This is a genomic window from Curtobacterium poinsettiae, assembly GCF_025677645.1.
Taxonomy (GTDB): Bacteria; Actinomycetota; Actinomycetes; order Actinomycetales; family Microbacteriaceae; genus Curtobacterium; species Curtobacterium poinsettiae_A.
The window spans coordinates 3422524-3447828 of the sequence record NZ_CP106879.1; the positions used below are offsets into that span (position 1 = coordinate 3422524).

Consider the following 25305-nt stretch of genomic DNA (forward strand, 5'->3'; position numbering starts at 1 on the left):
CGTCGTTCCCCGTGCGGGCCCGGCGCGCCCGATCGCGTGGCGCCCGGCGGGGAGCGACTTCCTCCGGGGGCGCGGCCCACCACCGCGCCCCCGCTTCTGCGTTCCGGGCACCTCCCGAGCCGAGACTCGTCTCCGCGGACAGTTCGCGGGTGCTGCAGGCCGCAGAGAGTCCGCGCAGCCGAGACTCGGGGACGGCAGGCGAGCAGCCGACCGCGCCCGCGCCTCAGTACCCGAACGCCTTGGAGCAGGTCTGCTGGTCGGCGGACTGGCCCTCGAGCCCGTCGATGGTCTCGGGCGTCGCCGAGGGGGTGCGCGGTGCGGCGGACGACGGCCCTGCCGGGGTCGCGGGCTGCGGCGCAGCGGCCGGCGACGACGGTGCAGCGGTCGGCTGCGTCGGGTTCGGCTGCGTCGGCTTCGTCTGCGTCGGGTTCGTCTCGGACCCGATGCCCGTGCTGTCGGCCCCGAGGGAGAACGACTGGTCGGCCTTGATCTTCGCGAACAGCCGGTCGGCCAGGTACGTCGTCGGCTCGACCTTGCCCTCGTAGACGCCGGTGCCGCCCGTGGTGCCCGGGTACTGCACGAAGTTCACCTGTGCCAGCGGCAGGTCGCGCAGCGCCAGGCCCATCTGCACCATGGTCCCGATGTCGTTGAGGCTCTGGGACAGCTGCATGTTCGACGCCGCGGCCCGGGCCAGCTTGTACAGGCGGGTCGGCGAACCGAGGGTGTCGTTCGACTTCACGGTGCGGAGCAGCGACGACAGGAACACCTGCTGACTGGAGATCCGACCGAGGTCCGACCCGTCGCCGACCCCGTGCCGGGTGCGCAGGAACGCCAGGGCCTCGTCACCCTGCAGGGTCGATGTGCCGGCCGGCAGGTTCAGCCCGGTGTACGAGTCGGTGATGGGCTGGGCGACGCAGACGGGCACGCCGCCGATGGCGTTCGACATCTCGATGACACCCTTGAAGGACACCGCGGCCGAGTACTGGATGTCGAGACCGGTGAGCCCGGCGACGGTCTGGGTGACGCAGTTCAGGCCGCCCTCGCCGAACGAGGTGTTGATCGGCTGCGCCGCCATCGCCGGGGCCGTGCCCGTGCCGTCGGTCTTCCTGCAGGCAGGGATCGGCGTGACGAGGTCACGCGGGATGCTCACCGCGGTCGCGTTGGTGTGGTCGGCCGAGACGTGCAGCAGGATGTTGACGTCGTTGAGGGTCGCGTCCCGCTCCCCGAAGGCAGCACTCTGCTCGGGGTCGTTGTCGGTGCCGACGACGAGCATGTTGAACCCGCCCTTGAAGGCACTGATCGGCTTCGCGCCGCCCTTCGCCTGCGGTGCGGGCTGACCCTGGATCTCGACGCCGTCACCGAGGTCGTCCGTGACCTGCTTCGCCGCGATCGCCGTGACCGAGACCGAGCTCACCAGGGCCACGGCGACGACGGCCGAGACCGTCTTGGCAGCGGTCGCGACGGGGCTCGAGCGCCGCAGACGTCCGTGCCGTGCGATCCCGGACGCTCGGTTCAAGCGGTGGGATCGATCGCGGACGTCGTTCACGGGCACTCCTGTCGTCGGTGGACACGCCGGGGACGGCAACCGGTCAAGGCTGCCACGACGTTGCCTGACGATCCAGTGCGAGGGACACCGGTACCGCTCGCTGCTCCGTGCCGCGACCTGCGGATCCACGGCGGTCGGCGCGGACCTGAGCGGATCCGCAGCCGGCGCCGGTTCAGGCCGACACGACCACCCGGAAGCGGTCCGGCAGGGCGATCAGCGCGGTCGACAGGTCGAGGAGCGCCGCGGCACAGTCGTCGAGGTCGTCTCGCTCGGCGGCGTCCACGGCCCGCTCGACGATCTCGACCCGGCGTCGCCGGTCGACCACGGCATCGATCCCGTTGGCCAGGGCGACGTCGTCGGTGAAGAACATGTCGAGCACGATGCGCTGCGACAGCAACCAGTCGCCACTGACGGACGACCCGCGGCGCCGCAGGTACCAGGCCCCGAGTTCGACGAAGGCACCGGCCTCGGTCCAGCACTCGCGCAGCCACACCTTGTCGAACCGGTCGTGGTACCCGACGGAGTTCGACGGCGGATCGACGAGCAGGGCCTGGGCGATCCGCAGTCGCTCGATCATCTGGTCGACCGACCACTGCGAGATCACGACACCGACGTAGCGCTGCACGGTGGCCAGCTGCAGGGACTCGAGGGTCACGAGGGCTTCGCGCACGGGCGTCCGTGACACCCGCATGTCCGATGCCAGGGTGTCGAGCCGCAGCCGCTGCCCGCGGCGGTACTCCCCCCGCAGGACGCTGTCGAGCAGTCGCAGGAACACCGCGTCGCGCAGCAGACTGCGGCGCAGGTCGCGGGGATCGAGGCCGCCGACGCCTGCTCGGACGGGGGTGTGCTCCATCAGCCCAGGGTCACGCACGGGCGGCACCCCCGAGGCGGGGGCGGTCGCTGCCGTGGATCGTGGTCGCCGGTGTCGCGCTGTGGAGGAGTGCCATGCAGGCACAGTGGCAGCGCTGCGACGGCGGCGCTAAACACTCTGAATACAGAATGTCAGGCCGCCGCCGCGGGGCTCACCTGCGGTCGGACTTCGCGTCCCCGGTGAGCACCGAGAGTGGTTGGGTGACGTCCTCGAGCCCCTTCCGCGCGGCGTCGACCCCGAACACCAGGGCGACCACACCGCCGCCGATCATCACCGCGGATCCGAGCAGGTACCCCCAGAACAGCGGCTCCCGCGACGACCCGTCGCCGATGAACGCACCGTAGATGGCCGGTGCGACCGCACCGAAGATCTGCGCGAGGGCGAAGAAGTACGAGATCGCCTGCGACCGCAGCTCGAGCGGGAAGATCTCGCTGACGGTCAGGTAGGCGCTCGAGGCACCGGCCGACGCGAAGAAGAACGAGACGCACCAGAACGCGACCTGCACCGTCGCCGAGATCGCGTCGGCCTGGAACAGGAACGCCGACGTGGCGAGCACGAGGCCGGACACCAGGTACGTCAGGAAGATCATCTGGCGACGACCCCAGGTGTCGAAGAAGCGTCCCAGGATGATCGGGCCGAGCAGGTTGCCGATCGCGAACGGGAAGAAGTAGACCGCCGTCTCCGCCGTCTTCAGGCCGAAGAAGTTCGTGAGCACCAGGGCGTAGGTGAAGAAGATCGCGTTGTACAGGAACGCCTGCGTGATCATCATCGTCGCGCCGACGAGTGTGCGGGTCGGGTACTGCTTCAGCAGCACGCGCGCGATGGCCAGGAACCCGACGCGGTCGGTCGGGGTGACGGTCATCGCCTTCGACTGGTCGACCTCGGGCAGGGGTCTGCCGGTCGCCTGCTCCACCGACGCCTCGATGCGGGAGACGGTGGCCTCGGCCTCTTCCTCGCGCCCGTGCGTCATCAGCCACCGCGGACTCTCCGGGATGTGGCGTCGCAGGAAGATGATCGCGATGCCGAGCACCGGGCCGAGGAAGAAGCCGATGCGCCAGCCGATGTTCTCGGCGAAGTACGACGTGTCGAGCAGGTAGATGTTCGCGAACGCGCCGAGTGCGGCACCGCCCCAGTACGTGCCGTTGATGGCGATGTCGACGTGCCCGCGGTACTTCGCCGGGATGAGCTCGTCGATCGCCGAGTTGATCGCCGCGTACTCGCCGCCGATGCCCAACCCCGCGACGAACCGGAAGGCCGCCAGGAACCAGAAGTCCTGCGCGAGGCCCGCGATGCCCGAACCGATCAGGTAGATCGCGAGCGTCAGGATGAACAGCTTGCGCCGCCCCAACCGGTCGGACATGCGCCCGAACACCAGGGCACCGACGACCTGGCCGATCAGGTAGATCGTGCCGAGGGACGTCACCTGCTGCGTGGACAGGTCCAGGTCCGCCTGGAAGCCCGCGTTCGAGACGATCTGGATCTCGAGACCGTCGAGGATCCAGGACACGCCGAGTCCGACCACGACGCTCCAGTGGAACCGGGTCCACGGCAAGCGGTCCATCCTGGCGGGCACCAGGCTCTTGATGGTTGCGTTCGCGCTGCTCACGAAAGGGGACCGTACGCCGAGATCGCCGATGTGGTTCAGATGCGGAACGAGGAACCGGGGGCGGAGCCGGATCCCCCTACTTCGAATCCGGCTCCGTCGCCGGGATCTCAATGATCGCAAGTGCGATGGAAACCCACAAGCGGACGGGAGGCGCGGGGCGGGCCCGCCACGGGCCTCCCGTCCGCATCTGGTCGCCGTCGCGAACGCGGCGTAGCGTCGGAGAGGTGACCCGACCTGACATCCGCACGGTCGGCGAGCTCCGCACCTCTGGTCACGTCCAGAAGACGGTCCGCGCCGAGATCCGCGACAACCTGCTCACCGCCCTGCGCCAGGGCACCGATCCGTGGCCCGGCCTGCACGGCTTCGAGACCACCGTCATCCCCCAGCTCGAACGCGCGCTGATCGCCGGCCACGACGTCGTCCTGCTCGGCGAGCGCGGCCAGGGCAAGACCCGGCTGCTCCGCACCCTGCAGGGCCTGCTCGACGAGTGGACGCCGGTCATCACCGGCTCCGAACTCGGCGAGCACCCGTACGAACCGATCACCACCGCGAGCATCCGGCGTGCCGACGACCTCGGCGACGCCCTGCCGATCAGCTGGCGGCACCGCGACGACCGCTACGTGGAGAAGCTCGCGACGCCGGACACGAGCGTCGCCGACCTGATCGGCGACGTCGACCCGATGAAGGTCGCCGAGGGCCGCAGCCTGGGCGACCCGGAGACCATCCACTTCGGGCTCGTCCCCCGCGGGCACCGTGGCATCGTCGCGATCAACGAGCTGCCCGACCTGGCCGAACGCATCCAGGTCGCGATGCTCAACGTGATGGAGGAGCGCGACGTCCAGATCCGCGGCTACGTGCTGCGGCTGCCGCTCGACGTGCTCGTCGTGGCGAGCGCGAACCCCGAGGACTACACGAACCGCGGCCGGATCATCACGCCGCTGAAGGACCGCTTCGGCGCGGAGATCCGCACGCACTACCCGATCGAGCTCGACGACGAGATCGCCGTCATCCGGCAGGAGGCCCAGCTGACGGCCGAGGTCCCCGACGCCCTGATCGAGATCCTCGCCCGGTTCACCCGCGCACTGCGTGGTTCGAGCGCCGTCGACCAGCGCAGCGGTGTGAGCGCCCGGTTCGCGATCGCCGGTGCCGAGACGGTGTCCGCGGCCGCGGTGCACCGCGCAGCTCGCCAGGGCGAGGACGAGGCCGTCGCCCGGCCGATCGACCTCGAGACCGCGGTGGACGTCCTCGGCGGCAAGATCGAGTTCGAGAACGGCGAGGAGGACCGTGCCGACGAGGTGCTCGAGCACCTGCTCCGCACCGCGACCGCCGAGACCGTGCGCTCCCGTTTCAGGGGCCTGGACTTCGCAGTGCTCGTGGACGCGCTCGACGGCGGCACGATGGTCACCACGGGCGAGCAGGTCAGTGCCCGGGCATTCCTCGAAGGGCTCCCGTCGATCGGCGAGTCCGACCTGTACGACAAGGTGTGTGACCGGATGGGTGCCACGAACGACGGCGAACGCGCCGGCGCCATCGAGCTCGCCCTCGAGGGCCTGTTCCTGGCCCGACGCATCAGCAAGGAGTCCGGCGGGGGCGAAGCCGTCTATGGCTAGGCAGAACCGACGCCTGACGCGCGACACCCGGTACGGCCGGTACACCGACGGACCGGACCCGCTCGCCGCCCCGGTCGACCTGGCCGAGGCGCTCGACGCCATCGGACAGGACGTGATGGGTGGCACGTCGCCGGAGCGCGCGATGCGGGAGTTCCTGCGGCGCGGCGGCCGGACGCAGCGCGGGCTCGACGACCTGGCCCGCCGGGTGGCCGAACGCCGCCGTGAGCTGACGAGCAGGAACAACCTCGACGGCACCCTGCAGCAGGTGCGCGAGCTCCTCGACCAGGCGCTGGTCGCCGAACGCGGGGAGCTCGCCCGCAACGTCGACCTCGACGACGGCGACCGGGCCCTGGCCGAACTGCAGCTCGACAGCCTGTCGCCCTCCCCCGCCGCCGCGGTGCAGGAGCTCGGCGACTACGACTGGACGAGCCCGACCGCGCGCCAGAAGTACGACGAGATCAAGGACCTGCTCGGCCGCGAGGTGCTCGATCAGCGATTCGCCGGCATGAAGCAGGCGCTCGAGGGTGCCACCGACCAGGACCGGGCCGCGGTCAGCGCGATGATGCAGGACCTCAACGCCCTGCTCGAGGCGCACGCCCGCGGCGAGGACACCCAGCAGCAGTTCGACGACTTCATGGACCAGCACGGGGAGTACTTCCCCTCGGACCCCGCGAACGTCGACGAGCTGCTCGACGACCTGGCGGCCCGCGCGGCGGCGGCGCAGCGCATGCGGAACTCGATGACCCAGGAGCAGCGGGACGAACTCGACGCCCTCGCCCAGCAGGCCTTCGGCTCCCCCGACCTGATGGGGCAGTTGTCCCAGCTCGACGGCACCCTGCGCGCACTGCGTCCCGGCGAGGACTGGGGCGGGTCGGAGCGCATGGAGGGTGAACAGGGCCTCGGGCTCGGCGACGGCACCGGGGTGTTCCAGGACATCGCGGACCTCGACGCCCTCGCCGACCAGCTCGCGCAGTCCGGGCCGGGCTCGGAGCTCGACGACCTGGACCTCGACGCGCTGTCCCGGCAGCTCGGCGACGAGGCGGCGGTCGACGCGAAGACCCTGCAGCGCCTCGAGCAGGCGCTCCGGAACTCCGGGGCGATGCGTCGCGGTGCCGACGGGCAGCTCCGGCTCACCCCGAAGGCGATGCGGCAGCTCGGCAAGAGCCTGCTCAAGGACGTCGCCCAACGGATGTCCGGTCGCCAGGGCGCGCGGGACCTCCGTCGTTCAGGCGCCGCGGGCGAGCCCTCGGGGGCGTCGCGGCAGTGGGCGTTCGGCGACACCGAGCCGTGGGACATCCCCCGCACCATCACGAACGCCGTGGTGCGGACGGCGGCCAGCGGTCGACAGGGAGCCGGTGTGCGCCTGAGCATCGAGGACGTCGAGGTGCAGGAGACCGAGGCACGCACCCAGGCCTGCGTCGCGCTGCTCGTCGACACGTCGTTCTCGATGGCGATGGAGGACCGCTGGGTGCCGATGAAGCGCACCGCCCTGGCGCTGCACACCCTGGTGTCGACCCGGTTCCGCGGCGACGACCTGCAGCTCATCGCCTTCGGTCGCGAGGCCGAGGTGATGGACGTCGAACAGCTCGTCGGTCTCGACGCGATGTGGGACAAGGGCACGAACCTGCACCACGCCCTGCTGCTCGCCAACCGGCACTTCCGCAAGCACCCCACGGCCCAACCGGTGCTCCTCATCGTCACCGACGGCGAGCCGACGTCGCACCTCGAGCCGAACGGGCAGGTCTGGTTCGACTACCCGCCCGACCCGGTGACGATCGCGCTGACCGTGCGGGAACTCGAGAACGCCGGACGCCTCGGCGCCCAGACGACGTTCTTCCGGCTCGGCGAGGACCCGGGGCTCGCCCGGTTCGTCGACGCGATGGCGAAGCGGGTTGACGGCAGCGTCGTGGCGCCGGAGAACGACGACCTCGGGGTCGCCGTGGTCGGCTCGTACCTCGGCTCGCGTCGCGGGGCGGGCGGCGCGCTCCCCCGCGACGACTGGGGGCTCTGAAGCCCGCACGAGACGGACTGGAGGCCCGTGGCGAGACCGCCACGGGCCTCCCGTCCGTCTCTGGGTGCGTCTAGAACAGTGGCCAGGGCACGGCGGGGCCGTGACCGGGCGGCGGCGGGAAGATCCCGACGGCACGCAGGGCCGCGCAGCGCGCCCGGAGCGTGTCGATCTCCTCGTCCGTCAGGTGCTCGGCGAGCTCGTCGCCGAGACCGCCGCGCAGGGCGTCGGAAACGCGGTCGAGGCCCTCGAGCTCGTCGGGCCCGAGCGGCTCCCCGATCCAGCCCCACAGGACCGTCCGGAGCTTGTGCTCGACGTGGAAGGTGAGCCCGTGGTCCACGCCGAAGCGGTGGCCGTCGGGCATCGCGAGCACGTGCCCGCCCTTGCGGTCGGCGTTGTTCACGACGACGTCGAAGACGGCCATCCGGCGCAGGGGCTCCGAGTCCTCGTGCACGAGCGTCACGGGCTGGTCGTGTTCGTCGATGGCCTCGAGCACGGGCAGCCAGGGCGAACCGTCCGCCTCGGCGAGCTCCGGCGTCACCAGGTCGACGGCGTCCTGCTCGGGGTCGACGTCCTGCCAGCGCTGCACCATGCCGGGCCCGAACGGACCGTCACCCATCCACGTGGGTGGGACGACACCCCAGCCGAACGCCTCGGAGACCAGGTGCGCGGCGATCTCGCGGCCGGCGAGCGTGCCGTCCGGGAAGTCCCACAGCGGCCGCTCGCCCTCGATGGGCTTGTAGACGACGGTCGCACCGTCGAGTTCCGCGAGGAAGGTGGCGTTGGACGCCTCACGGATGCGCGCCCGGATGGAGAGCGAGCTGTCGCTCATGCGTCGCCGGGCGGACGACCGGCGGCGACGACCTCGCGCGTGCGCTCGACGAAGGCCCGGGCGGTGCCGACCGGGATCTTCACCTGGAACAGCTCGGCGGGCTCGGGGATCTCGACGACGGCCTCGATCTCGACGCCGTCCTCGCTCTCCTCGGACACGATCTCGACCTCGTCGTCGATCGGGTACGCCTCGATGACGACCTGCGCGGTGGACGGGTCGAAGCCCAGGCTCAGGGCCCCGGCGCGGAACTCGGCCTCGACGGGCTGGTCGAGCGGCTCCGGGTCGCGGAGTTCGACCGGCACCGACGGCGGCACGCTGAAGCGGTTGTCGTCGACGGTCGCGACCTCGTCGAGGAGCTCGTCGATCTTGTCGGCAAGCACGGCGGTCTGCTCCTTCTCGAGCGCGACGCTGGTGACGCGTCGACCGGAGCGGGCCTGGATGTAGAAGGCGCGCTCACCCGGACGGCCGATGGTGCCGACGACGAGGCGGTCCGGCCAGTCGAAGCCGTGGACGATGGTGGGCATACCCGCATTGTAGGAGCGCTCGGCTCCGCCCGTTCAGGGTCGGGCAGGACCCGCGGGCGCGTCGGGTGCCGGGTTGCCCGCGCCGCCGCCGACCGCGGCGTCGCCGCTGGGTGCCGGGGCGGTGCGCAGCCAGGACAGGTCACCGGACTCGGTGTTCGTCGCGACGACCTCGGGGCGGTGTTCGCCGTAGCGCACGACGGACACCGAGGCCGGGCCGACACCGATGCGCTGGAACAGGTCCAGGTGCATGCCGAACGCGTCGGCGAGGACGCTCTTGATGATGTCGCCGTGGCTCACCGCGACCCAGACGGCGCCCGGTCCGTGCTCCGCCTCGACCTCGGCGTCGATGCGCCGGACGGCCGCGACGGCCCTGGACTGCATCGTCTGCATGGACTCACCACCGGGGAACACGACGGCGCTCGGGTTCGCCTGCACCGTGCGCCAGAGGGGTTCCTTTGCCAGGTCGGCGAGCTTCCGGCCCTGCCACTGCCCGTAGTCGGCCTCGGTGATGGCCCGCTCGATCAACGAGGCGGGCGGCCCGGCCGGTCGGTCGGTCTGCCGGTCGGTCTGCCGGTCGAGGATCGCGCGGGCGGTCTGCCGGCAGCGCTCGAGCGGACTCGACACCACGGCGACGACGGGCACCGCGGCGATGCGCTCCGCGGTCCGCTCGGCCTGGGTGCGGCCGACGGCGTCGAGCCGCACGCCGGCGGTGCGTCCGGCCAGGACGCCGGTGGCGTTCGCGGTGGTGCGTCCGTGACGGACGAGGAGGACGGTCGCCATGGGCCCGATCCTAGGCGCGTGACGCGGTCGCCCTTGACTGGCTGCCCGCGGACCGATCAGATGGGGGCATGGCCGGGCGGCATCGACTCGCACTCTTCGCCACGTCGACGGTGACCGGGTTCGGGATCGCGACGTGGATCACCCGGACGCCCGCGATCCGCGACGAGCTCGGGGCGTCGATCGAGGCGATGGGCCTGGTCCTGCTCGGGCTGTCGATCGGGTCGATGATCGGGATCCTCGGCGCCGGGGCGCTGGTGCGACGGACCGGCAACCGCCCGCTCATCCTGCTCGGGGGCGCGCTGCCCGTCGTCGGCATGGTGCTCGTCGCGCTGCTCGCCCCGGCGCAGGTCGCCGCCGGGGTCTGGGCCGGGCTGTTCCTGATCGGCTTCGGGGCGGGCGTCGCCGAGATCGGGCTGAACGTCGAGGCCGCCGCGGTCGAACGGCAGATCGGGCGACCGGTCGTGCCGGTGCTGCACGCCTGCTTCAGCCTGGGCAGCGTGGTCGGCGGGGTCGTCGGCATCGCCGTGACGGCGGTGCGGACCCCGGTCGGGGCGCACCTGCTCGTCGGTGCCGCGGTGATGGCCGCACTGGCGGGGTTCGCGGCGCTGAACCTGCGGCCGGTGCCCCGTGACACACCGGCCGACACGCCTGCCGATGCCCCCGGCGCCCGCCGGGGAGCCCGCCGCTCCGTCCTCACCGTGCAGCTCGCCATGATCGCCGTCATCACGCTGGCGATGGCCTTCGCCGAGGGTGCCGCGAGCGACTGGCTCCCGCTGCTGATGACCACCGACCACGACGCCCCCGAATCGGTCGGGTCCCTCGTGTTCACCGGGTTCGCCCTCGCCATGCTCATCGGTCGAGCGGCCGGCACCCCGCTCGTCGCCCGGTTCGGTCGCGCCCCGGTCGTCCGGGTCTGTGCCGCGGTCGGTGCCGTCGGGGTCCTGCTCGTCGTGCTGTCGCCGAGTCCGGTCGTCACCGCGGCGGCCGCCGGCGTCTGGGGGTTGGGTATCGCCCTCGGGTTCCCCCTGTCGATCTCGGCCGCGGGCGACCACCCCACCGACGGCGACCGCCGTGTGTCGGTGGTGGCCACGGCCGGGTACATCGCCTTCCTGGTGGGGCCGCCGCTGCTCGGGTTCGTCGGGGAGCACCTCGGCCTGCAGACGGCGATGCTCGTGCCCCTCGTCCTGCTGGTCGCGGCGTTCCTCGTCGCCCCGGCGACGCGGGGACAGGACACCCCACCCACGATCGAACCGGCGGAACCGGCGCGTCGGCCGTCCGGTCGGTAGCGTCTCGGGCATGCCGTTCTTCCGCGACGCTCCGCGCCCGACCACCCCGCCCACTCCGTCGAGGGTCCAGGCGGCCTGGTCCGACTCCGCGGGGCACCTCGCGACCCGGTGCCTGCAGCTCATCATCGTCGTGGTGGTCATCGCCGGCATCGTCTGGGCGAGCAACATCCTGAGCGTCGTCACGATCCCCGTGCTCCTCGCGCTCATCATCGCGTCGGCCATGCACCCCGTGGTGTCGTGGCTCCGCAAGCACCGGGTGCCGTCGGTGCTGGCCACCCTCGCGGTGCTCATCGGCGTCCTCGCGGTCCTGGGGCTGATCGGCTGGCTCATCGTCGTCGCGGTCGAGAACCAGTGGGCACAGCTGCAGAAGTCCGCCGTCGACGGGTTCCAGCAGCTGCAGACGTTCGCGAAGACCCTGCCGTTCTCGATCTCGGACAAGCAGATCGACGACGCCGTCGCGGGTGCCTCCGACTTTGTGACGAGCGCGCAGTTCGGCTCCGGTGCCCTCGCCGGTGCCTCGGCCACGGCGAACTTCCTGACCGGGCTCGTCCTGATGATCGTCGTGCTGTTCTTCTTCCTGAAGGACGGCCCGAGCATCTGGGAGTTCCTGCTCCGGCCCTTCACCGGTGAGCGCTACGCCCGTGCACGCCGCGTCGGCGACCGTGTGGTCTCGACCCTCGGCGGGTACGTCCGCGGTACGGCCACCGTCGCTGCCGTCGACGCGATCGGCATCGGTGTCGGGATCGCGATCGTCGGCGTCCCGCTCGCCCTGCCGCTGGCCGTCATCGTCTTCATCACGGCGTTCATCCCGATCGTCGGTGCGACCGCCGCCGGCATCCTCGCCGCCCTCGTCGCGCTCGTCGCCCTCGGCCCGCTGCAGGCGCTCATCGTGATCGGCATCGTGATCGTCGTGAACCAGCTCGAGGGCAACTTCCTGCAGCCGGTCCTGATGGGTCGCACCCTCAAGCTGCACGGCCTCGTCATCCTGATCGGGCTGACCGCCGGCACCGTCCTCGCCGGCATCACCGGCGCGATCATCTCCGTGCCGCTGATCGCCGCGGCCTGGGGCGCGATCCTCGTCTGGGACGGCCCGAACACGCCCGCCCGCCCGTGGCGGAAGAAGCGCAACGAGGACGTCACCGCGCACGAGCTGCCGCAGGGCTGACCCGCAGCGCCGCCCCAGCGGGCGCGTTGCGGACATCCACTTCGCGCAACGGGCCCGCACCCAGCAGGATGGAGGAGTGCTCGTCTCCATCGTCTACATGAGTCGCGCCGTCGTCCCCTTCGACGACGAGGCCCTGGCGGTGCTGCTCGCCGAGTCCCGGCTGCGGAACGAAGCGCTCGGGGTCTCCGGGCTCCTGCTCGCCAAGGGTGGCCGGTTCATGCAGCTGCTCGAGGGGCCGGCGTGGAGCGTCGACGACCGTTTCGCCGTCATCGCGAAGGACCCGCGCCACGGCGAGGTCAAGTCACTCGTGCGCGAGGACATCGAGCGCCGGCGGTTCGACGGCTGGTCGATGGCCTACCGGGCGCTCGACGACGCGGACGTCCGGTCCGAGGAGGGCTTCAGCCCGTTCCTCTCCGGCACGATGGACTTCCCGCGCTCGTTCGACCGGACCAGCGCGGCGTGGCTGCTGAAGTGGTTCCGCGACCGCGAGCTGCACGACCTCTGATCCGCCGGCGGTGGCGCCTCGTCGGCAGCGCTTCAGCCCGTGCCGAACGCGTCCTCGACGACGGCGAGCAGCCGGTCGCGGTGCTTCGGGTCCGCCGTCGCCGCGATCACCACGCGCCACATGGTCGCCACCGCGGGCATCAGGTCGGTGCGTCGCGTCCGGACGTCGGACACGAGCTGCACGCCCGTGAAGTACGGCACCACCGTCGAACCGAGCTGTTCCGCGGTCAGGTCGGTGCGGAGTTCCCCGCTCGCGACGGCCAACCGGAACACGTCGACGATCCCGCCGATCCACTGCTCGTAGAAGCTCAGCGTCGCGGTCTGGAACTCGCCGCGCTCCAGCGACAACCGGATCCCCGCCCGCACGATCGGGTCGGTCCGGAGCAGGTCGGCGATGCCGTGCGACGCCCCGATCAGCGCGGCGAGCGGCGAGCTGTCGGTGTGGCTGACGACGTCGAAGGTGCGGGCGTTCTGCTCGCCGATGACGCCGAGCGCCAGGGCGAGCTTCGTCGGGAAGTGGAAGTGGAGCGTGCCCTGCGAGACGCCCGCCGTGCGGGCGATGCCCGCGATCGTCGCGCCGGCGAAGCCGACGCGGTCGAACTCCTCCGCCGCGGCCACCAGGATCTGCTCACGTCGTTCCACGGGACCAGTCTCACAGTCTGGAGGCACGGTGCCAGCTGGCACCGCGCCTCTCCCCACCGGCACGGCCGGTCCGCCGCTGGCGCGACGACCCGGAACCGGCGGCGTGGGCCCAGTCCGAGGGGTGGTGCGTCTCAGGCCGCGTGCCGGCAGTCCGAGGTGTGGTGCGGCTCAGGCCGCGTGCCGGCCGAGCGTGATGCGCTCCTCGGGCAGGTCCTGCAGGTCGCGCCCACGGAACCAGCGGAGCAGCCAGTCGGCGGGCGTGCCCGCCACCCCGGTCGGCAGACCGGTGCGGTCGCTGAGGAAGGTACTGAACCCGGGCTCGTCACGGAGCTCGTCCCCGGTCGGGCTGCCGAACGCCATCGACCAGCCGTCGAACCGACGCGTGCTGATGGACTCACGCGACAACGACTTCACGCCGGTGTGCCGCGTGTCGCGCTCGATCGCGGCGAAACGGTCCTCGACGCTCCAGACCGGACCCTCGAGCACCTGCATGAAACGGCCGCCCTTGGCGAGCAGGAGCCCGGAGACGCCGAGCGCGTGGTTGCGGAGCCGCGCCTCACGCAGCATGGCGACCAGCTGGTCGTCGGTCAGGTCGTCGACGGCGACGGACATGTAGACGAGGGAGGTGAGGGAAGTCATCCCCTGCAGTCTGGGTCGTGGTCGGCGGCACGGTCAACGCGTCGTCCGCACACCGCACCGGACGGTGCGGCATGCGGACGACGGGCGGGGTTTCGCGTTTCGGGTTTCGGGTTTCGGGTTTCGATCAGGTGAGGGCGAGCAGGTTGTTGACCTGCTCGTTGACCCCGGTCAGCGTCGAGATCGGCTTGCCGTTCGCGTAGACGTCGTCGAAGGCGGGCTGCAGCAGGGCCTGCACGTCGGCGGGGTTCTTCGTGACCGGGAACAGGAACGTGGTGTCCTCCTCGACCTGCCGGGTGAACGCCGAGACGTCGAGCCCGCGCTTCCGGAACGACGCCACGGCAGCCTCGGTACCCGCGGGACGGGCGGGGAACACGATCCCGCTCTCACCGACGATCCGCTGCGCCTCGTCGCTGCCCAGGAACGCCACCCACTTCGCCGCGGCCTCGGGGTCCTTCGCCTGCTTCGTGATCGAGTCGCCGAGCCCGTTGAACATCGACGCACGGTGACCCGACGGGCCGATCGGGGTCGGGGCGACCGCGACGTCGAGGCCCTCCATGCCGAGGTACGACCCGATCATCCACGAGCCGTTGAACGACAGCGCGCACTTGCCGGCGCCGAGCTGGACCTCGGGCCCGGTCGTGGTGGAGAACACCCCGTACTTCGCCATGTAGCCCTTCTCCGCCAGCCGGTAGTACCAGGCGAGGGTGTCCTGCACGACCCGCTCGTCGTAGCGGAACCTGTCACCCCAGGGGTTCTCGTTCGTGTAGAACCAGTCGACCGATCCGGTGAACGGTGACCACTGGGTCTGGCCGAATCCGTCACCGCCCGAGCCGTTCGACGAGATGCCGTAGACGGCAACGTCGTCCTTGTCGAAGCCGTCCTCGTCGCCGCGGCGGCCCTTCGAGTCGACGGTCAGCCGCGCGAGCATCCGTTCGAACGTGCCGCCGTCGTCCGGGTTCCACTCGAGCGACCCGAGCTCCTCGGCGGAGACCCCGGCCGTCGCCATCGCCTTCTTGTCGTAGAACATCGCGACGGTGTCCCAGTCCTTCGGGGAGCCGTAGCGGTGGCCGTCCTGGCCCTTCCACAGTTCGGCGAGCCCGGACTGGTAGTCGTCGTCACGGATGCCCTTCGTGGCGTCGAGTTCGTCGAGCCCGTAGAGCACGTCGAGGTCGGCGTACTGCGGGAACTTCGTCAGGTGGTCGGTGAAGACGTCTGGCGCGGTGCCGGCGATGAAGCCGGCGGTGAGCTTGGTCCAGTAGTCGTTCCACCCGAGCTGGGTGATCTTCACGGTGATGTCCGGGTTCGCGCGGTGGAATGCGTCGGCGACGGCCTGGTACGCGGGCTGCTGGTTCGCGTCCCAGAGCCAGTAGCTCACGGTGCGCGCACCCGACCGGTTCGTCGTGCGGCGACCGGGCGACGAGCAGGCGGCGAGCGCGCCGAGGGCCAGGGCGGAGGCACCGCCGGCGAAGAGCGTGCGGCGGGTCAGTTGGTTCGTCATGGTGTTCGTCCTGTCCGACAGCCGGGTCACTTGATCCCGGAGAAGCCGATGGAGTTGACGATCCGCTTGGCGAAGACGCCGAACAGCAGGATCATCGGGAGCGCCGCCACCAGGGTCGCGGCCATCAGCCCGGCCCAGTCGGTGCCGGACTGCGGGGTCTGCGACTTGAAGACGCCGAGCGCGACGGTCAGCACCCGCGAGCTGTCGGTGTACGAGACCATGAGCGGCCAGAAGTAGTCGTTCCAGCTCGTGATGTACGTCAGCACGGCGAGCGTGGCGATCGGTGCCGCCGCCATCGGGATGACGAGCCGGAAGAACACGCGGACCTTGCCGGCGCCGTCGATGAGCGCCGCCTCTTCGACCTCCTTCGAGATGCCGAGGAAGAACTGGCGCAGGAAGAACACCGCGAACGGGGTCATGAACATCGTCGGCAGGGCGATGCCGAGCAGGTTGTCGACGAGTCCGAGCTGCTTGATGAGCGTGAAGTTCGGCAGCAGCGTGAAGATCGCCGGGACCATCAGCCCGGCCAGGAACACCCCGAACACCCTGTCGCGACCGGGCCAGCGCAGCCGGGCGAAGGCGTAGGCGGCCGCCGCTGAGAAGAACACCTGGCCGACGGTGACGAGCGTCGACACCAGGATCGAGTTGAGCAGGTACCGCCAGAAGTTCAGCGCGGCGCCGGAGCCGCCCTGGGCCAACGCCTCTTCGGTGGACTGCAGGCCGAAGACCCGCTCGAACCCGCCCAGGCTGAACCCGACGGGCAGCAGCGAGGTGGGGTCGGAGTTGATCGCGGTGTTCGACGACAGCGCGGTGCGCAGGATCCAGTAGAACGGGAACAGGGTGACGACGATGACCAGGATCATCGCGACCCAGGCGAGCACCCGGCCGAGCGACGGGCGACGACGGTGGCCGGCGCCCATCCGCGGCGGGCGGGACGTGGTGACGGAACGGGTGAGTGTCGTGGTCATGGCGCTTCCGTTCAGTCCAGGTCCGACTCACCCGAGCGGGTGAGTCGGTACTGGATGATCGTGATGATGCTGAGGACGATGAGGAGCGCGACCGAGACCGCGGACGCGTAGCCGAACTGGAACCGGCCGAACGCCAGGTTGTAGATGTAGTTCTGCACGACGTTCGTGGCGTTCGCGGGGCCGCCCTGCGTGGTGACGGCGACGGTGTCGAACACCTGGAACGACCCGATCACCGTGATGATCAGCACCAGGGACAGGATCGGGCGGAGCAGCGGCACCGTGATGCGCCAGAACATCTTCCACTCGCTCGCACCGTCGATGCGTCCGGCCTCGTACACGGTCTCGGGCAGCGACTGCAGGCCGGCGAAGATGAGCAGTGCCGTGTAGCCGACGTGCCGCCAGACGTTGATGAGCGCGATCGAGGGGATGCCCCAGACGTCGCTCTGCAGGAACGGGATGCGGTCGAGCCCGAGTGCCGCGAGCATCTCGTTGCCGATGCCGAGCTGGGTGTCGAGGATCCAGAGCCAGACCAGGGCGGCGACGACGTTCGACACCAGGTACGGCGCGAGCACGATGCCGCGCACGAAGGTCGACTTGGTCAGGCGGTGCATCATCACGGCGATGAACAGCGCGACGACGGTCTGGATGACGATGTTGATGAGGACGTACTCGACGGTCACCACCATCGAGTGCCAGAAGATCGAGTCCTGCACCAGGCGGGCGTAGTTCTGCAGGCCGGTGAACTCGGGCTCGGTGAGCAGGTTGTACGACGTGAAGCTCAGGTAGATGCCCCGCACGGTCGGCCAGGCGAGGAACACCGCGAACCCGACGGCTGCCGGGGCGATGAAGACGAGCGCGAGCCACAGGTCGTTCCTGGGGCGGCGCCGTGGTGCGGTGGTGCGGGCACGGTCGAGGTCGGCGGACCGACTCCTCCGTCTCGTGCTGGCGGTCGCCAAGGGTGACGACACAGGGCTCTCGGTTGCCATCGCGACTCCTTCGTCTGCGGTGGACTGACGTGCAGCAGTCCGTGAGCCGGGAATCTACACGTGGGGACCACTGCTGGCAAGAGGCTCTTTCCGGGCTGTCGGCGGGGGTTGTCACGTGTAGACAGCGTGTGTCAGGATGGCGCTCGATCGCATCGGAGCGACCCGCTCGGCGACGCATCCCACACCCCTGGAAAGGTCACTGATGATCTCTGTCGGAATGGTCGGCGCGGGCCAGTTCGCCCCCCAGTTCGCCAAGCTGTTCAAGCTCCACCCCGACGTGGACCGGGTCTACGTCACGGACCTCGTCGACGAGCGCGCGTCCGAACTCGTCGAGACGCAGCACCTCGACGGCACGTTCCCGGACTTCGACGCCGTCCTCGCCTCGGACGTCGACGCCGTCGCGATCTTCACGCAGCGCTGGACCCACGGCCCGCTCGTGGTCAAGGCCCTGCGCGCCGGCAAGCACGTGTACTCCGCCGTGCCGATGGCGATCTCCGTCGACGAGATCCGCGACATCATCCAGGCGGTCCGCGAGACCGGCCTGACCTACATGATGGGCGAGACGAGCTACTACAACCCCGCGACGGTGTTCGCCCGCAAGCAGGTCGCCGCCGGTGCCTTCGGCCGGGTGTTCTACACCGAGGGCGACTACGTGCACGACATGGACCTCGGCTTCTACGCCGCGTACCAGTACAGCGGCGGCGACGAGTGGAAGCGCACCGCCAGCTACCCGCCCATGCTCTACCCGACGCACTCGGTCGGCGGGGTCCTCGGCGCGATCCCCGGGCACGCGGTCAGCGTCAGCTGCATCGGCGTCAAGGACGACCGCGGTGACGGCGTCTTCGACAAGGACGTCAGCCAGTTCGACAACGACTTCTCGAACGCCACCGCCCTGTTCGAGCTCGACAACGGCGGCGTCATGCGCATCAACGAGATGCGTCGCGTCGGCTACCCGTCGCACATCCGTGAGTCGCGCTTCCGCTACTTCGGCACCGAGGCCAGCTTCGAGCAGCTCGCGAAGACCAGCGTCTGGCAGGACAAGGAGGACTCGTACGACATCAGCGACAAGATCGACACGCAGGCAACGATGTCCCTCGACGACCCGCGCCTGGCCGACATCGACCCGTCCCTGCGCGACGCGTTCGTCTCCGGCTACGCCGAGGTGCACGACACCGACCGTCTGCCCGCCGAGTACGACGCTGTGCCGACCGGACACGAGGGCAGCCACCAGTTCCTCGCCGACGACTTCGTCCGCGCCGTCGTCGACCGCACCCTGCCGCCGGTGAACGCCTGGACCGCCGCGCGCTTCACCCTGCCGGGCATCATCGCCCACCAGTCCGCGCTGCAGGGCGGCGCCCGCCTCGAGGTGCCGGACTTCGGCGACGCCCCGGAGACGGCAGGCAGCACGTCGTCGGCTACGATCGCGTCCGAGTAACACGTGTCGTTCGGGTGCCGGTCCGTCGCGGGCCGGCACCCGAACGACGCTCCCGGACCCGACGAAGGTGGCTGCCGTGACCGTCCCGACGAACCCCAGGGCGGTCACCCGTGCGGACGTCGCCCGCTACGCCGGGGTCAGCACCTCCGTCGTCAGCTACGTCGTGCACGACGGCCCCCGCCCCGTCGCCGCCGCCACCGCCGCCCGGGTGCGCGAGGCCATCCGCGTCCTCGGCTACCGCCCGAACGCGAGCGCCCAGGCCCTGCGCACCGGCTCGTCGAAGATGCTCGGCCTGATCGTGCCCGAACTCGACAACCCGTTCTGGTCCGAGCTCGCCGTCGCGGTCACCCACGCGGCCGCTGCACGCGGCTACGACGTCCTGCTCGCCAACAGCGACGGCGACGCCGCCCAGGAACGCGAACGGCTCCGCAGCCTGTCCGCCCGCCAGGTCGACGGCATCATCGTGACGAGCATCATGACCCACCCGGACCTGTCGACCGTCACCGACCCCGGCCTGCCGATGGTCCTGCTCAACACGTTCTTCGAGGTCCCCGAGTACGCCAGCATCGGTGTCGACGCCCTGCGCGGCGCTCTCGACGGCACGCAGCACCTGGTCGAGCACGGCTACCGCTCGATCGGTCTCGTGATGGGGCACACCGGCTCGATGGAACTCCGCGAGCAGGGCTGGATGCGTGCCCTGCGCCAGGCTGGCCTGCCCGACGGTCCCATCGTCCGCACCGACTTCACCCGGCGCGGGGGCTACGAAGCCGGCCTCCGGATGTTCGCGGACGAGACCGGACCCCGAGCCGTCTTCGTCAGCTCCGACATGCAGGCGATCGGCGTGATGCGCGCACTCTGGGAACTCGGGCTCCGCGTCCCGGAGGACGTCGCGATCGTGTCGTTCGACGGCGCGGCCGAGGCCGACTACACCAACCCGCAGCTCACCACGGTCCGGCAGCCGATCGAGACGATGGCGGTCGCCGCGGTCGACCGCGTGCTCGGCCTCGACGCCGACAACCAGTGGCACCGCGACCTGGTCCCCGCCGAGTTGGTCCTCGGCGCGAGTTGCGGGTGCGACGTGCGTCGCTGACGCACCCACCGACGGCCTGGAGGCGCGGGGCGGGGCCGCCACGGGCCTCCTGGCCGTCAGGTGGTCGCGTTCACTGGCATACTGCTCCGCACTCGCTTCCACCATGGCCTGCGTTCCGCCTCTTCGTAGGCGGCCAGCCATACGGCAGCGACCCTCGACTTCAGCTGCCGATGGATGGCGCTCAGAAAACAAACCACGAAGAGAATCACGGTCGCGGTGACGATCGCGACGTAGAACATGATGCTGAACTCGAAGGCGGTTTCGGAATCCGATGCCGCAATCGATGAGATGACCGATGCTGCCGTCGTCGCCAAGATTGCGAACACTGCCGTCCCTGCCCCAAGCAGCTGCAGGAACATGCCCGGACCGAGCTGAGACCGATCTCGCAATTCTCCGAGGACCTTCTGCCGCAGATCCGCGTCGTTCGCTGCCTGCAAGTACGCAACGACGTCGGCCTCGGTCGGTACGCGCCCGTTCGTCCGTTTCGGCATGAAGCGCTCCCAGCGTTCCTGCTCGGACTCGGTGTCGATTCGATCTCGTTCTCTCACATCGGTGACTATCGGCATCACACACAACCGCGTCACGAAGCTGGTGCGTCCTCCATGTCGGCGCGGAGGCGGACGGTCGGGATGCGCTGCTGCGCACCCACCGTCACGGCGGCGGCCTCGACCGCGTCGCCGGTCTCGGAGTCGACGAAGCGCAGATCCGACGCCCGATCGGACGGGCGGTGCCGGTCGGCCCAGCCGCCGAGGGCGAGCAGCACGAGCGACAGGTCCCGGCCCGCCTCGGTCAGGACGTACTCCTCGCGGGCGCGGGTCCCCTCGGGCTTGTAGGTCGTGCGTTCGAGCACTCCCCCGTCGACGAGTGAGGCCAGCCGCGCGGTCAGGACCTCGCGCGGGATGCCGAGGCTCTGCTGGAACTGACTGAAGCGGGTCGAGCCACCCAGGGCGTCGCGGACGATCATGAGCGTCCACTTCTCGCCGAGGACGTCGAGGGAGCGTGCGATGGGGCAGCGCTCGTCGCCGCCGAGGATGCCGAGCATGTGATCATCCTAGCTGGGTTCGGTTTCCGGACACAACGTGCTAGGTTCGATTTCCGTACTCAACTTCTCTTCTTTGGAGCACTCATGACCGACCTCACCAACGCCGTTGTCCTCGTCACCGGAGCGAACGGCGGCCTCGGCGCCGAGTTCGTCCGCCAGGCCCTGGAGCGTGGCGCCACCAAGGTCTACGCGACCGCTCGCAACCCACGTACCTGGGACGACGAGCGCATCGTCCCGCTCGCTCTCGACGTCACGAGCCAGGAGAGCGTCGACGCAGCAGCCCGCGCCGCAGCCGACGTCACCGTCGTGGTGAACAACGCCGGCATCGGCGGCATGGCGCCACTGCTCGAGACCTCGGTCGCCGAGGTGGAGCGCCTCTTCGCGACGAACGTCTTCGGGGCGCTCCGTGTCGCGAAGGCCTTCGCCCCGACGATCGCCGGCGGCGCACTGGTCGACGTCCACTCGGTGCTCAGTTGGATCGCGCTCGGTAGCGCCTACTCGGCGTCGAAGGCGGCCTTCTGGTCGATCACCAACTCCTTGCGCCTCGAGCTCGCACCGCAGGGCACCCAGGTCGTCGGCGCGCACCTCGGCTACACCGACACCGGGATGACGGAAGGACTGGACGTCGAGAAGTCCGACCCCGCGGACATCGTCCGATCGATCTGGGACGCCGTCGAGGCCGGCGAGCACGAGGTCCTCGCCGACCAGGTCAGCCGTGACGTCCGTGCCGGACTGAGCGCCCCGCTCGCCGCGCTCTACCCGACGCTCGCCAGCGCCTGAGGCCTGTTCCCGTTCGGGTGGTGACGGTCCTGGTTCGCGAACACCCCGGTTCGTGAACCAGGACCGTCAGCCGCCCGGTCAGGTCAACCGCCCGCGCCACGGGCGGTGATCCGGCGGTTCGTGGCGGTGATGGACGTGCGCTCCGCCTCGGACAAGCCCCCGGCGCGCAGGATCCGACCCAGCACCTCGCTCTTCCGCTCGATGTAGTCGTCGATGTCCTCGGCCTCGGAAGCCGCCCGGCGCTTCACGGCGGCGTACTCGTCGCGGAGCGCCGGATCGGCACGCAACACGTCGCGGACGGTCAGGTGGTTCCGCAGCGCGAGCGATCCCACGGTGATCACGTAGGTGTTGGTCGGTGCGAAGCGCTCGGGCGTGCGGAACGCCTGCCGCCCCGGAACGCCCAGCTCGCCACGCGACTCGAAACCGATCATCGCCATCGCTGCCACCGCAGCGGGCACGTCAGCTGCATCCACCACGACGTCGACGTCGAGCACGGGCTTCGCCGCCAAGCCAGGCACGGACGTGCTGCCCACGTGCTCGATGCTGCGGAACGGCACGGCGGCGTCGTCGAGCGCGGCGGCGTACGCATCGTGCAGCTGCCGGAACCGCTCGGGCCAGGACGTCTGGTACTCGACGACCTCGATCACGGGGCCGACGTCGGCGCGAGGAGCTGGAACATGACGTGGTCGCGCCAGACCCCGTCGATCTTGATGTACTCCGGCGCGAAGCCGTACCGGGTGAAGCCCGCCGACTCGAGCGCGCGCTGCGAGCCGACGTTCTCGGGCAGGGTCTCGGCCTGAACGCGGTGCAGCCGCAGCACGTCGAACGCGTGATCGGCCGCCGCGCGGACCGCACGGGACGCGTGGCCCTGTCGGGTGCGGTCGGCGCGGATCCAGTACCCCATCGCGCACGACTGCAGGGCGCCGCGGACGACGCCGCTCAGCGTGATGCGGCCGAGGAGCTCCCCGTCGGTCGACTCGACGACGAACGGCACCGCGTTGCCGGCCCGCTGCGCGGCGAGGGCCTGCGTGATGACGTCCCGCTGGCCGGACTCCGTGTAGTACGACGGCGCTCGGGCCGGTTCCCACGGTCGCAGGTGGTCAGCGTTCTCGGTGATGACCGCAGCCAGGACGGCCGCGTCGTCGAGGCGGAGTGGGCGCAACCGTGTGTCCATCGCGGAGGGTGTGGGATTCGAACCCACGAGACATCTCTGCCCACCTGTTTTCAAGACAGGCTCCATCGGCCGCTCGGACAACCCTCCAGTGACGCGACCACGTGGCGAGACGTGATCGCGTCCCGGGAAGTCTACCCGGGCCTCCAGGCTGGGGTGCGCGCGAGCGCGGACTAGCGGGGCAGGGAGTCGAGTGCCGCTGCCAGGCCGTCGTCGGTGATGCCGCCGGTGAGCTCGTTGCCGGCGTCGACGACGTCGTCGGGGGCCTGGCCCATGACGACGCCGCGACCGGAGGTCGAGGCCCAGCGGAGCATGTCGATGTCGTTCCGGCCGTCGCCCGCGGCGAAGACGCGGGAGCGCGGGATGTCGAGCCACTCGCGCACACGCTCCATGGCGGTGGCCTTCGTCACGCCCTCCGGAGCGATGTCGAGCCACGACGTCCAGCCGACCGAGTAGGAGACCTTGTGCAGGCCCATCTGCTCGACGATCTGCAGGAAGTCCTCGGTGTCGTGGCCGGGCGAGATGACGACGACGCGGGTCGCCTCGACGCCGAGCAGCTGCTCGAACGGCACGTGCTCGCCCTCGACGGTCATGGTGTCGTCGGGGAAGTTGCCGGACAGCAGGAAGTGACCGGTCTCGTCCTCGACGCCGAAGGCGGCGTTCTCGAGCGCGCCGTGGATGGTCTGCAGCACCTCGGACGGGTCGAACCGCTCGACGTGTTCGCGCACGTAGGAGCCGTCGGCGCGGCGGGCCAGGATGAGCGCTCCGTTGGCGCAGACCAGGTACTTCGGCCGGATGCCGAGGGTCTCCAGCAGCGGCACGGTCATGCCCTCGCTGCGGCCGGTCGAGAGCATGACCTCGTGCCCGGCGGCCTCGGCGTCACGCACGGCGGCGACGACCGCTTCGGTGATGACACCGTCCTCGCGCATGGTGGTGCCGTCGATGTCGAGCGCGACGAGCCAGCGCTTGGTGCGGGCGGGCGCGTCGGTGCCCGCGCCCTGTCGGGTGCCGTCCACGAAGCGTCCCTGGGTGCTCATCGGGGCTCGATCACCTCGACGCCACCGAGGTAGGGGCGCAGGACCTCGGGCACGACGACGGAACCGTCGGCCTGCTGGTGCGTCTCGAGGATCGCGACGATCCAGCGGGTGGTGGCGAGGGTGCCGTTCAGGGTGGCGACCGGGGCGGTCTTGCCGCTCTCGGTGCGGTACCGGATGTCGAGGCGGCGTGCCTGGAACGTCGTGCAGTTCGACGTCGAGGTGAGCTCGCGGAACGTGCCCTGGGTCGGGACCCAGGCCTCGATGTCGTACTTCTTCGCCGCGCTCGTGCCGAGGTCGCCGGCCGCGACGTCGATCACGCGGTAGTGCAGCCCGAGGTCCTGGAGCATCTGCTCCTGGTGCGCGACGAGCCGCTCGTGCTCGGCCTCGGCCTGGTCCGGGTGGACGTAGGCGAACATCTCGAGCTTGTTGAACTGGTGCACGCGGAGGATGCCGCGGTTGTCCTTGCCCGCCGAACCGGCTTCTCGCCGGTAACAGGTCGACCAGCCGGCGTAGCGGTGGGCCTGTCCTTCCTCGAGCGGCAGGATCTCGTCGGCGTGGAACCCGGCGAGGGCGACCTCGCTCGTGCCGGTCAGGTACAGGTCGTCGGCTTCGAGCCGGTAGACCTCGGCCGCGTGCTCACCGAGGAACCCGGTGCCCGCCATCGTCTCCGGGCGGACGAGCGTCGGGGTGATGAGCGGCTCGAAGCCGGCGGCGATCGCGCGGTCGAGGCCGAGCGACATCAGCGCGATCTCGAGCCGGGCGCCCATGCCGCGCAGGAAGTAGAAGCGTGAGCCGGAGACCTTGACGCCGCGGGGGATGTCGATGATCCCGAGGTGCTCGCCGAGGTCGGCGTGGTCCTTCGGCTCGAAGTCGAACTCGGGCTTGGTGCCGACGGTGCGGAGCGTGACGAAGTCGTCCTCGCCGCCCTCGGGCACGCCGGGGAGCACGACGTTCGGGATGCCGCGGACGACGGTGTTGAAGGTGTCCTCGGCCGCGGTGACGGTGGCCTGCGCTTCCTTCACCTTGGCGGCCAGGGCCTGGGCCTGCTGCACGAGCGCGGCCTTCTCGTCCTTCGGGGCCTTGGCGACGGTCTTGCCGAACGCGTTCTGCTCGGCGCGGAGCGACTCGAACGAGGTGATCGCACTGCGGCGGGCGGAATCGGCGGCGACGGCTTCGTCGACGACGGCCTCGGAGGCACCCCGTGCCCGCTGTGAAGCCTTGATGACGTCCGGGTTGTCGCGAAGCAGCTGTGGATCGATCACTCGCCACATCCTAGACGGGGCGA

At 70.4% G+C, this 25305-nt stretch carries 25 protein-coding genes and 1 tRNA gene; 8 read left to right on the top strand and 18 right to left on the bottom strand.

The features are described from left to right. Positions 1-223: 223 nt before the first annotated feature. From OE229_RS16340 to OE229_RS16350, 3 genes are all read right to left on the bottom strand, one after another. Positions 224-1546 (bottom strand): LCP family protein, encoded by a 1323-nt coding sequence (locus tag OE229_RS16340; RefSeq protein WP_262138928.1) that lies wholly within the window; start codon positions 1544-1546, stop codon positions 224-226. Between the two features lie 172 nt (positions 1547-1718). Next, complete coding sequence (locus tag OE229_RS16345) at positions 1719-2399, bottom strand: GntR family transcriptional regulator (protein ID WP_209134107.1); 681 nt, start codon at positions 2397-2399, stop codon at positions 1719-1721. Between the two features lie 169 nt (positions 2400-2568). Beyond that, on the bottom strand, positions 2569-4023 hold the full coding sequence (locus OE229_RS16350) for an MFS transporter (RefSeq protein ID WP_315973832.1): 1455 nt from the start codon (positions 4021-4023) through the stop codon (positions 2569-2571). Positions 4024-4247: 224 nt separating this feature from the next. Here OE229_RS16350 and OE229_RS16355 point away from each other — a divergent pair, with 224 nt between their 5' ends. Then, positions 4248-5633 (top strand): MoxR family ATPase, encoded by a 1386-nt coding sequence (locus tag OE229_RS16355; RefSeq protein ID WP_262138930.1) that lies wholly within the window; start codon positions 4248-4250, stop codon positions 5631-5633. Next, positions 5626-7644 carry a vWA domain-containing protein gene (locus OE229_RS16360; protein WP_263344749.1) on the top strand — a complete coding sequence of 673 codons (2019 nt, stop codon included), beginning with the start codon at positions 5626-5628 and terminating at the stop codon, positions 7642-7644. The genes OE229_RS16355 and OE229_RS16360 overlap by 8 nt, the downstream gene beginning before the upstream one ends. Before the next feature lie 70 nt (positions 7645-7714). Here OE229_RS16360 and OE229_RS16365 read toward each other — a convergent pair whose 3' ends face one another. From OE229_RS16365 to OE229_RS16375, 3 genes are read right to left on the bottom strand one after another with little or no spacing between them, the layout of a single operon-like run. Continuing rightward, on the bottom strand, positions 7715-8473 hold the full coding sequence (locus tag OE229_RS16365; RefSeq protein WP_262138933.1) for an SCO1664 family protein: 759 nt from the start codon (positions 8471-8473) through the stop codon (positions 7715-7717). Continuing rightward, a complete protein-coding gene (locus OE229_RS16370) occupies positions 8470-8997 on the bottom strand; it encodes a DUF3090 domain-containing protein (RefSeq protein WP_182066770.1) in 528 nt (175 codons plus the stop codon). Before OE229_RS16370 ends, OE229_RS16365 begins: the two co-directional genes overlap by 4 nt. 33 nt (positions 8998-9030) lie before the next feature. Next, positions 9031-9777: an MSMEG_4193 family putative phosphomutase gene (locus OE229_RS16375; protein WP_182066771.1), complete on the bottom strand. Its 747-nt coding sequence runs from the start codon at positions 9775-9777 to the stop codon at positions 9031-9033. A 68-nt stretch (positions 9778-9845) separates the two neighbouring features. On the opposite strand from OE229_RS16375, the gene OE229_RS16380 reads away from it, so the two are divergent. The 3 genes from OE229_RS16380 to OE229_RS16390 all read left to right on the top strand — a co-directional run bounded on the left by OE229_RS16380 (position 9846) and on the right by OE229_RS16390 (position 12733). Further along, positions 9846-11063 carry an MFS transporter gene (locus OE229_RS16380; RefSeq protein ID WP_182066772.1) on the top strand — a complete coding sequence of 406 codons (1218 nt, stop codon included), beginning with the start codon at positions 9846-9848 and terminating at the stop codon, positions 11061-11063. Between the two features lie 10 nt (positions 11064-11073). Continuing rightward, on the top strand, positions 11074-12228 hold the full coding sequence (locus tag OE229_RS16385; protein WP_262138938.1) for an AI-2E family transporter: 1155 nt from the start codon (positions 11074-11076) through the stop codon (positions 12226-12228). Positions 12229-12304: 76 nt separating this feature from the next. Continuing rightward, complete coding sequence (locus tag OE229_RS16390; protein ID WP_182066774.1) at positions 12305-12733, top strand: BLUF domain-containing protein; 429 nt, start codon at positions 12305-12307, stop codon at positions 12731-12733. Positions 12734-12765: 32 nt separating this feature from the next. Here OE229_RS16390 and OE229_RS16395 read toward each other — a convergent pair whose 3' ends face one another. The 5 genes from OE229_RS16395 to OE229_RS16415 all read right to left on the bottom strand — a co-directional run bounded on the left by OE229_RS16395 (position 12766) and on the right by OE229_RS16415 (position 17465). Then, positions 12766-13374: a ScbR family autoregulator-binding transcription factor gene (locus tag OE229_RS16395; RefSeq protein WP_262138940.1), complete on the bottom strand. Its 609-nt coding sequence runs from the start codon at positions 13372-13374 to the stop codon at positions 12766-12768. Between the two features lie 168 nt (positions 13375-13542). Continuing rightward, on the bottom strand, positions 13543-14013 hold the full coding sequence (locus OE229_RS16400; protein WP_262138941.1) for a BLUF domain-containing protein: 471 nt from the start codon (positions 14011-14013) through the stop codon (positions 13543-13545). Positions 14014-14137: 124 nt separating this feature from the next. Beyond that, positions 14138-15511 (bottom strand): ABC transporter substrate-binding protein, encoded by a 1374-nt coding sequence (locus OE229_RS16405; RefSeq protein ID WP_262138943.1) that lies wholly within the window; start codon positions 15509-15511, stop codon positions 14138-14140. A 26-nt stretch (positions 15512-15537) separates the two neighbouring features. Further along, positions 15538-16479: a carbohydrate ABC transporter permease gene (locus tag OE229_RS16410; RefSeq protein WP_182066778.1), complete on the bottom strand. Its 942-nt coding sequence runs from the start codon at positions 16477-16479 to the stop codon at positions 15538-15540. Positions 16480-16490: 11 nt separating this feature from the next. Further along, a complete protein-coding gene (locus OE229_RS16415) occupies positions 16491-17465 on the bottom strand; it encodes a carbohydrate ABC transporter permease (protein WP_263344752.1) in 975 nt (324 codons plus the stop codon). A gap of 202 nt (positions 17466-17667) precedes the next feature. Here OE229_RS16415 and OE229_RS16420 point away from each other — a divergent pair, with 202 nt between their 5' ends. Together OE229_RS16420 and OE229_RS16425 are read left to right on the top strand one after the other, a co-directional pair. Further along, entirely contained in the window at positions 17668-18900 is a 1233-nt protein-coding gene (locus OE229_RS16420; protein WP_410007320.1) for a Gfo/Idh/MocA family protein, read from the top strand. Positions 18901-18976: 76 nt separating this feature from the next. Beyond that, positions 18977-19990 carry a LacI family DNA-binding transcriptional regulator gene (locus tag OE229_RS16425; protein ID WP_232536521.1) on the top strand — a complete coding sequence of 338 codons (1014 nt, stop codon included), beginning with the start codon at positions 18977-18979 and terminating at the stop codon, positions 19988-19990. 56 nt (positions 19991-20046) lie between these two features. Here the strand turns inward: OE229_RS16425 and OE229_RS16430 are convergent, their stop codons facing one another. Both OE229_RS16430 and OE229_RS16435 read right to left on the bottom strand, forming a co-directional pair. Further along, positions 20047-20556 (bottom strand): hypothetical protein, encoded by a 510-nt coding sequence (locus OE229_RS16430; RefSeq protein WP_262138944.1) that lies wholly within the window; start codon positions 20554-20556, stop codon positions 20047-20049. A gap of 14 nt (positions 20557-20570) precedes the next feature. Next, positions 20571-21032, bottom strand: coding sequence for a winged helix-turn-helix transcriptional regulator (locus tag OE229_RS16435; RefSeq protein WP_262138945.1), 462 nt, complete (start codon positions 21030-21032; stop codon positions 20571-20573). 84 nt (positions 21033-21116) lie between these two features. Between OE229_RS16435 and OE229_RS16440 the strand changes: the two genes are divergently transcribed. Next, positions 21117-21812, top strand: coding sequence for an SDR family oxidoreductase (locus OE229_RS16440; protein ID WP_262138946.1), 696 nt, complete (start codon positions 21117-21119; stop codon positions 21810-21812). Positions 21813-21895: 83 nt separating this feature from the next. Here OE229_RS16440 and OE229_RS16445 read toward each other — a convergent pair whose 3' ends face one another. The 5 genes from OE229_RS16445 to serS all read right to left on the bottom strand — a co-directional run bounded on the left by OE229_RS16445 (position 21896) and on the right by serS (position 25282). Continuing rightward, positions 21896-22459, bottom strand: coding sequence for a GrpB family protein (locus OE229_RS16445; RefSeq protein ID WP_262138947.1), 564 nt, complete (start codon positions 22457-22459; stop codon positions 21896-21898). Then, positions 22456-22986 (bottom strand): GNAT family N-acetyltransferase, encoded by a 531-nt coding sequence (locus OE229_RS16450; protein ID WP_209134123.1) that lies wholly within the window; start codon positions 22984-22986, stop codon positions 22456-22458. The genes OE229_RS16445 and OE229_RS16450 overlap by 4 nt, the downstream gene beginning before the upstream one ends. A gap of 2 nt (positions 22987-22988) precedes the next feature. Beyond that, positions 22989-23073: transfer RNA gene (locus OE229_RS16455), tRNA-Ser, on the bottom strand. An 83-nt stretch (positions 23074-23156) separates the two neighbouring features. Beyond that, entirely contained in the window at positions 23157-24020 is an 864-nt protein-coding gene (locus OE229_RS16460; protein WP_182065089.1) for an HAD family hydrolase, read from the bottom strand. Continuing rightward, positions 24017-25282, bottom strand: coding sequence for a serine--tRNA ligase (serS, locus tag OE229_RS16465; RefSeq protein WP_262138948.1), 1266 nt, complete (start codon positions 25280-25282; stop codon positions 24017-24019). The genes OE229_RS16460 and serS overlap by 4 nt, the downstream gene beginning before the upstream one ends. Positions 25283-25305: the final 23 nt, after the last annotated feature.

Bases quoted from the DNA above. Each gene is read 5' to 3' on its own strand.
- OE229_RS16345 (WP_209134107.1), bottom strand. From the start codon at position 2,399: ATGGAGCACACCCCCGTCCGAGCAGGCGTCGGCGGCCTCGATCCCCGC.
- OE229_RS16370 (WP_182066770.1), bottom strand. From the start codon at position 8,997: ATGCCCACCATCGTCCACGGCTTCGACTGGCCGGACCGCCTCGTCGTC.
- OE229_RS16430 (WP_262138944.1), bottom strand. From the start codon at position 20,556: ATGCCGATAGTCACCGATGTGAGAGAACGAGATCGAATCGACACCGAG.
- OE229_RS16405 (WP_262138943.1), bottom strand. From the start codon at position 15,511: ATGACGAACCAACTGACCCGCCGCACGCTCTTCGCCGGCGGTGCCTCC.
- OE229_RS16420 (WP_410007320.1), top strand. From the start codon at position 17,668: ATGATCTCTGTCGGAATGGTCGGCGCGGGCCAGTTCGCCCCCCAGTTC.
- OE229_RS16460 (WP_182065089.1), bottom strand. From the start codon at position 24,020: ATGAGCACCCAGGGACGCTTCGTGGACGGCACCCGACAGGGCGCGGGC.
- OE229_RS16380 (WP_182066772.1), top strand. From the start codon at position 9,846: ATGGCCGGGCGGCATCGACTCGCACTCTTCGCCACGTCGACGGTGACC.
- OE229_RS16375 (WP_182066771.1), bottom strand. From the start codon at position 9,777: ATGGCGACCGTCCTCCTCGTCCGTCACGGACGCACCACCGCGAACGCC.
- OE229_RS16365 (WP_262138933.1), bottom strand. From the start codon at position 8,473: ATGAGCGACAGCTCGCTCTCCATCCGGGCGCGCATCCGTGAGGCGTCC.
- OE229_RS16360 (WP_263344749.1), top strand. From the start codon at position 5,626: ATGGCTAGGCAGAACCGACGCCTGACGCGCGACACCCGGTACGGCCGG.
- OE229_RS16450 (WP_209134123.1), bottom strand. From the start codon at position 22,986: ATGGACACACGGTTGCGCCCACTCCGCCTCGACGACGCGGCCGTCCTG.
- OE229_RS16385 (WP_262138938.1), top strand. From the start codon at position 11,074: ATGCCGTTCTTCCGCGACGCTCCGCGCCCGACCACCCCGCCCACTCCG.
- OE229_RS16440 (WP_262138946.1), top strand. From the start codon at position 21,117: ATGACCGACCTCACCAACGCCGTTGTCCTCGTCACCGGAGCGAACGGC.
- OE229_RS16400 (WP_262138941.1), bottom strand. From the start codon at position 14,013: ATGACTTCCCTCACCTCCCTCGTCTACATGTCCGTCGCCGTCGACGAC.
- OE229_RS16410 (WP_182066778.1), bottom strand. From the start codon at position 16,479: ATGACCACGACACTCACCCGTTCCGTCACCACGTCCCGCCCGCCGCGG.
- OE229_RS16435 (WP_262138945.1), bottom strand. From the start codon at position 21,032: ATGCTCGGCATCCTCGGCGGCGACGAGCGCTGCCCCATCGCACGCTCC.
- OE229_RS16415 (WP_263344752.1), bottom strand. From the start codon at position 17,465: ATGGCAACCGAGAGCCCTGTGTCGTCACCCTTGGCGACCGCCAGCACG.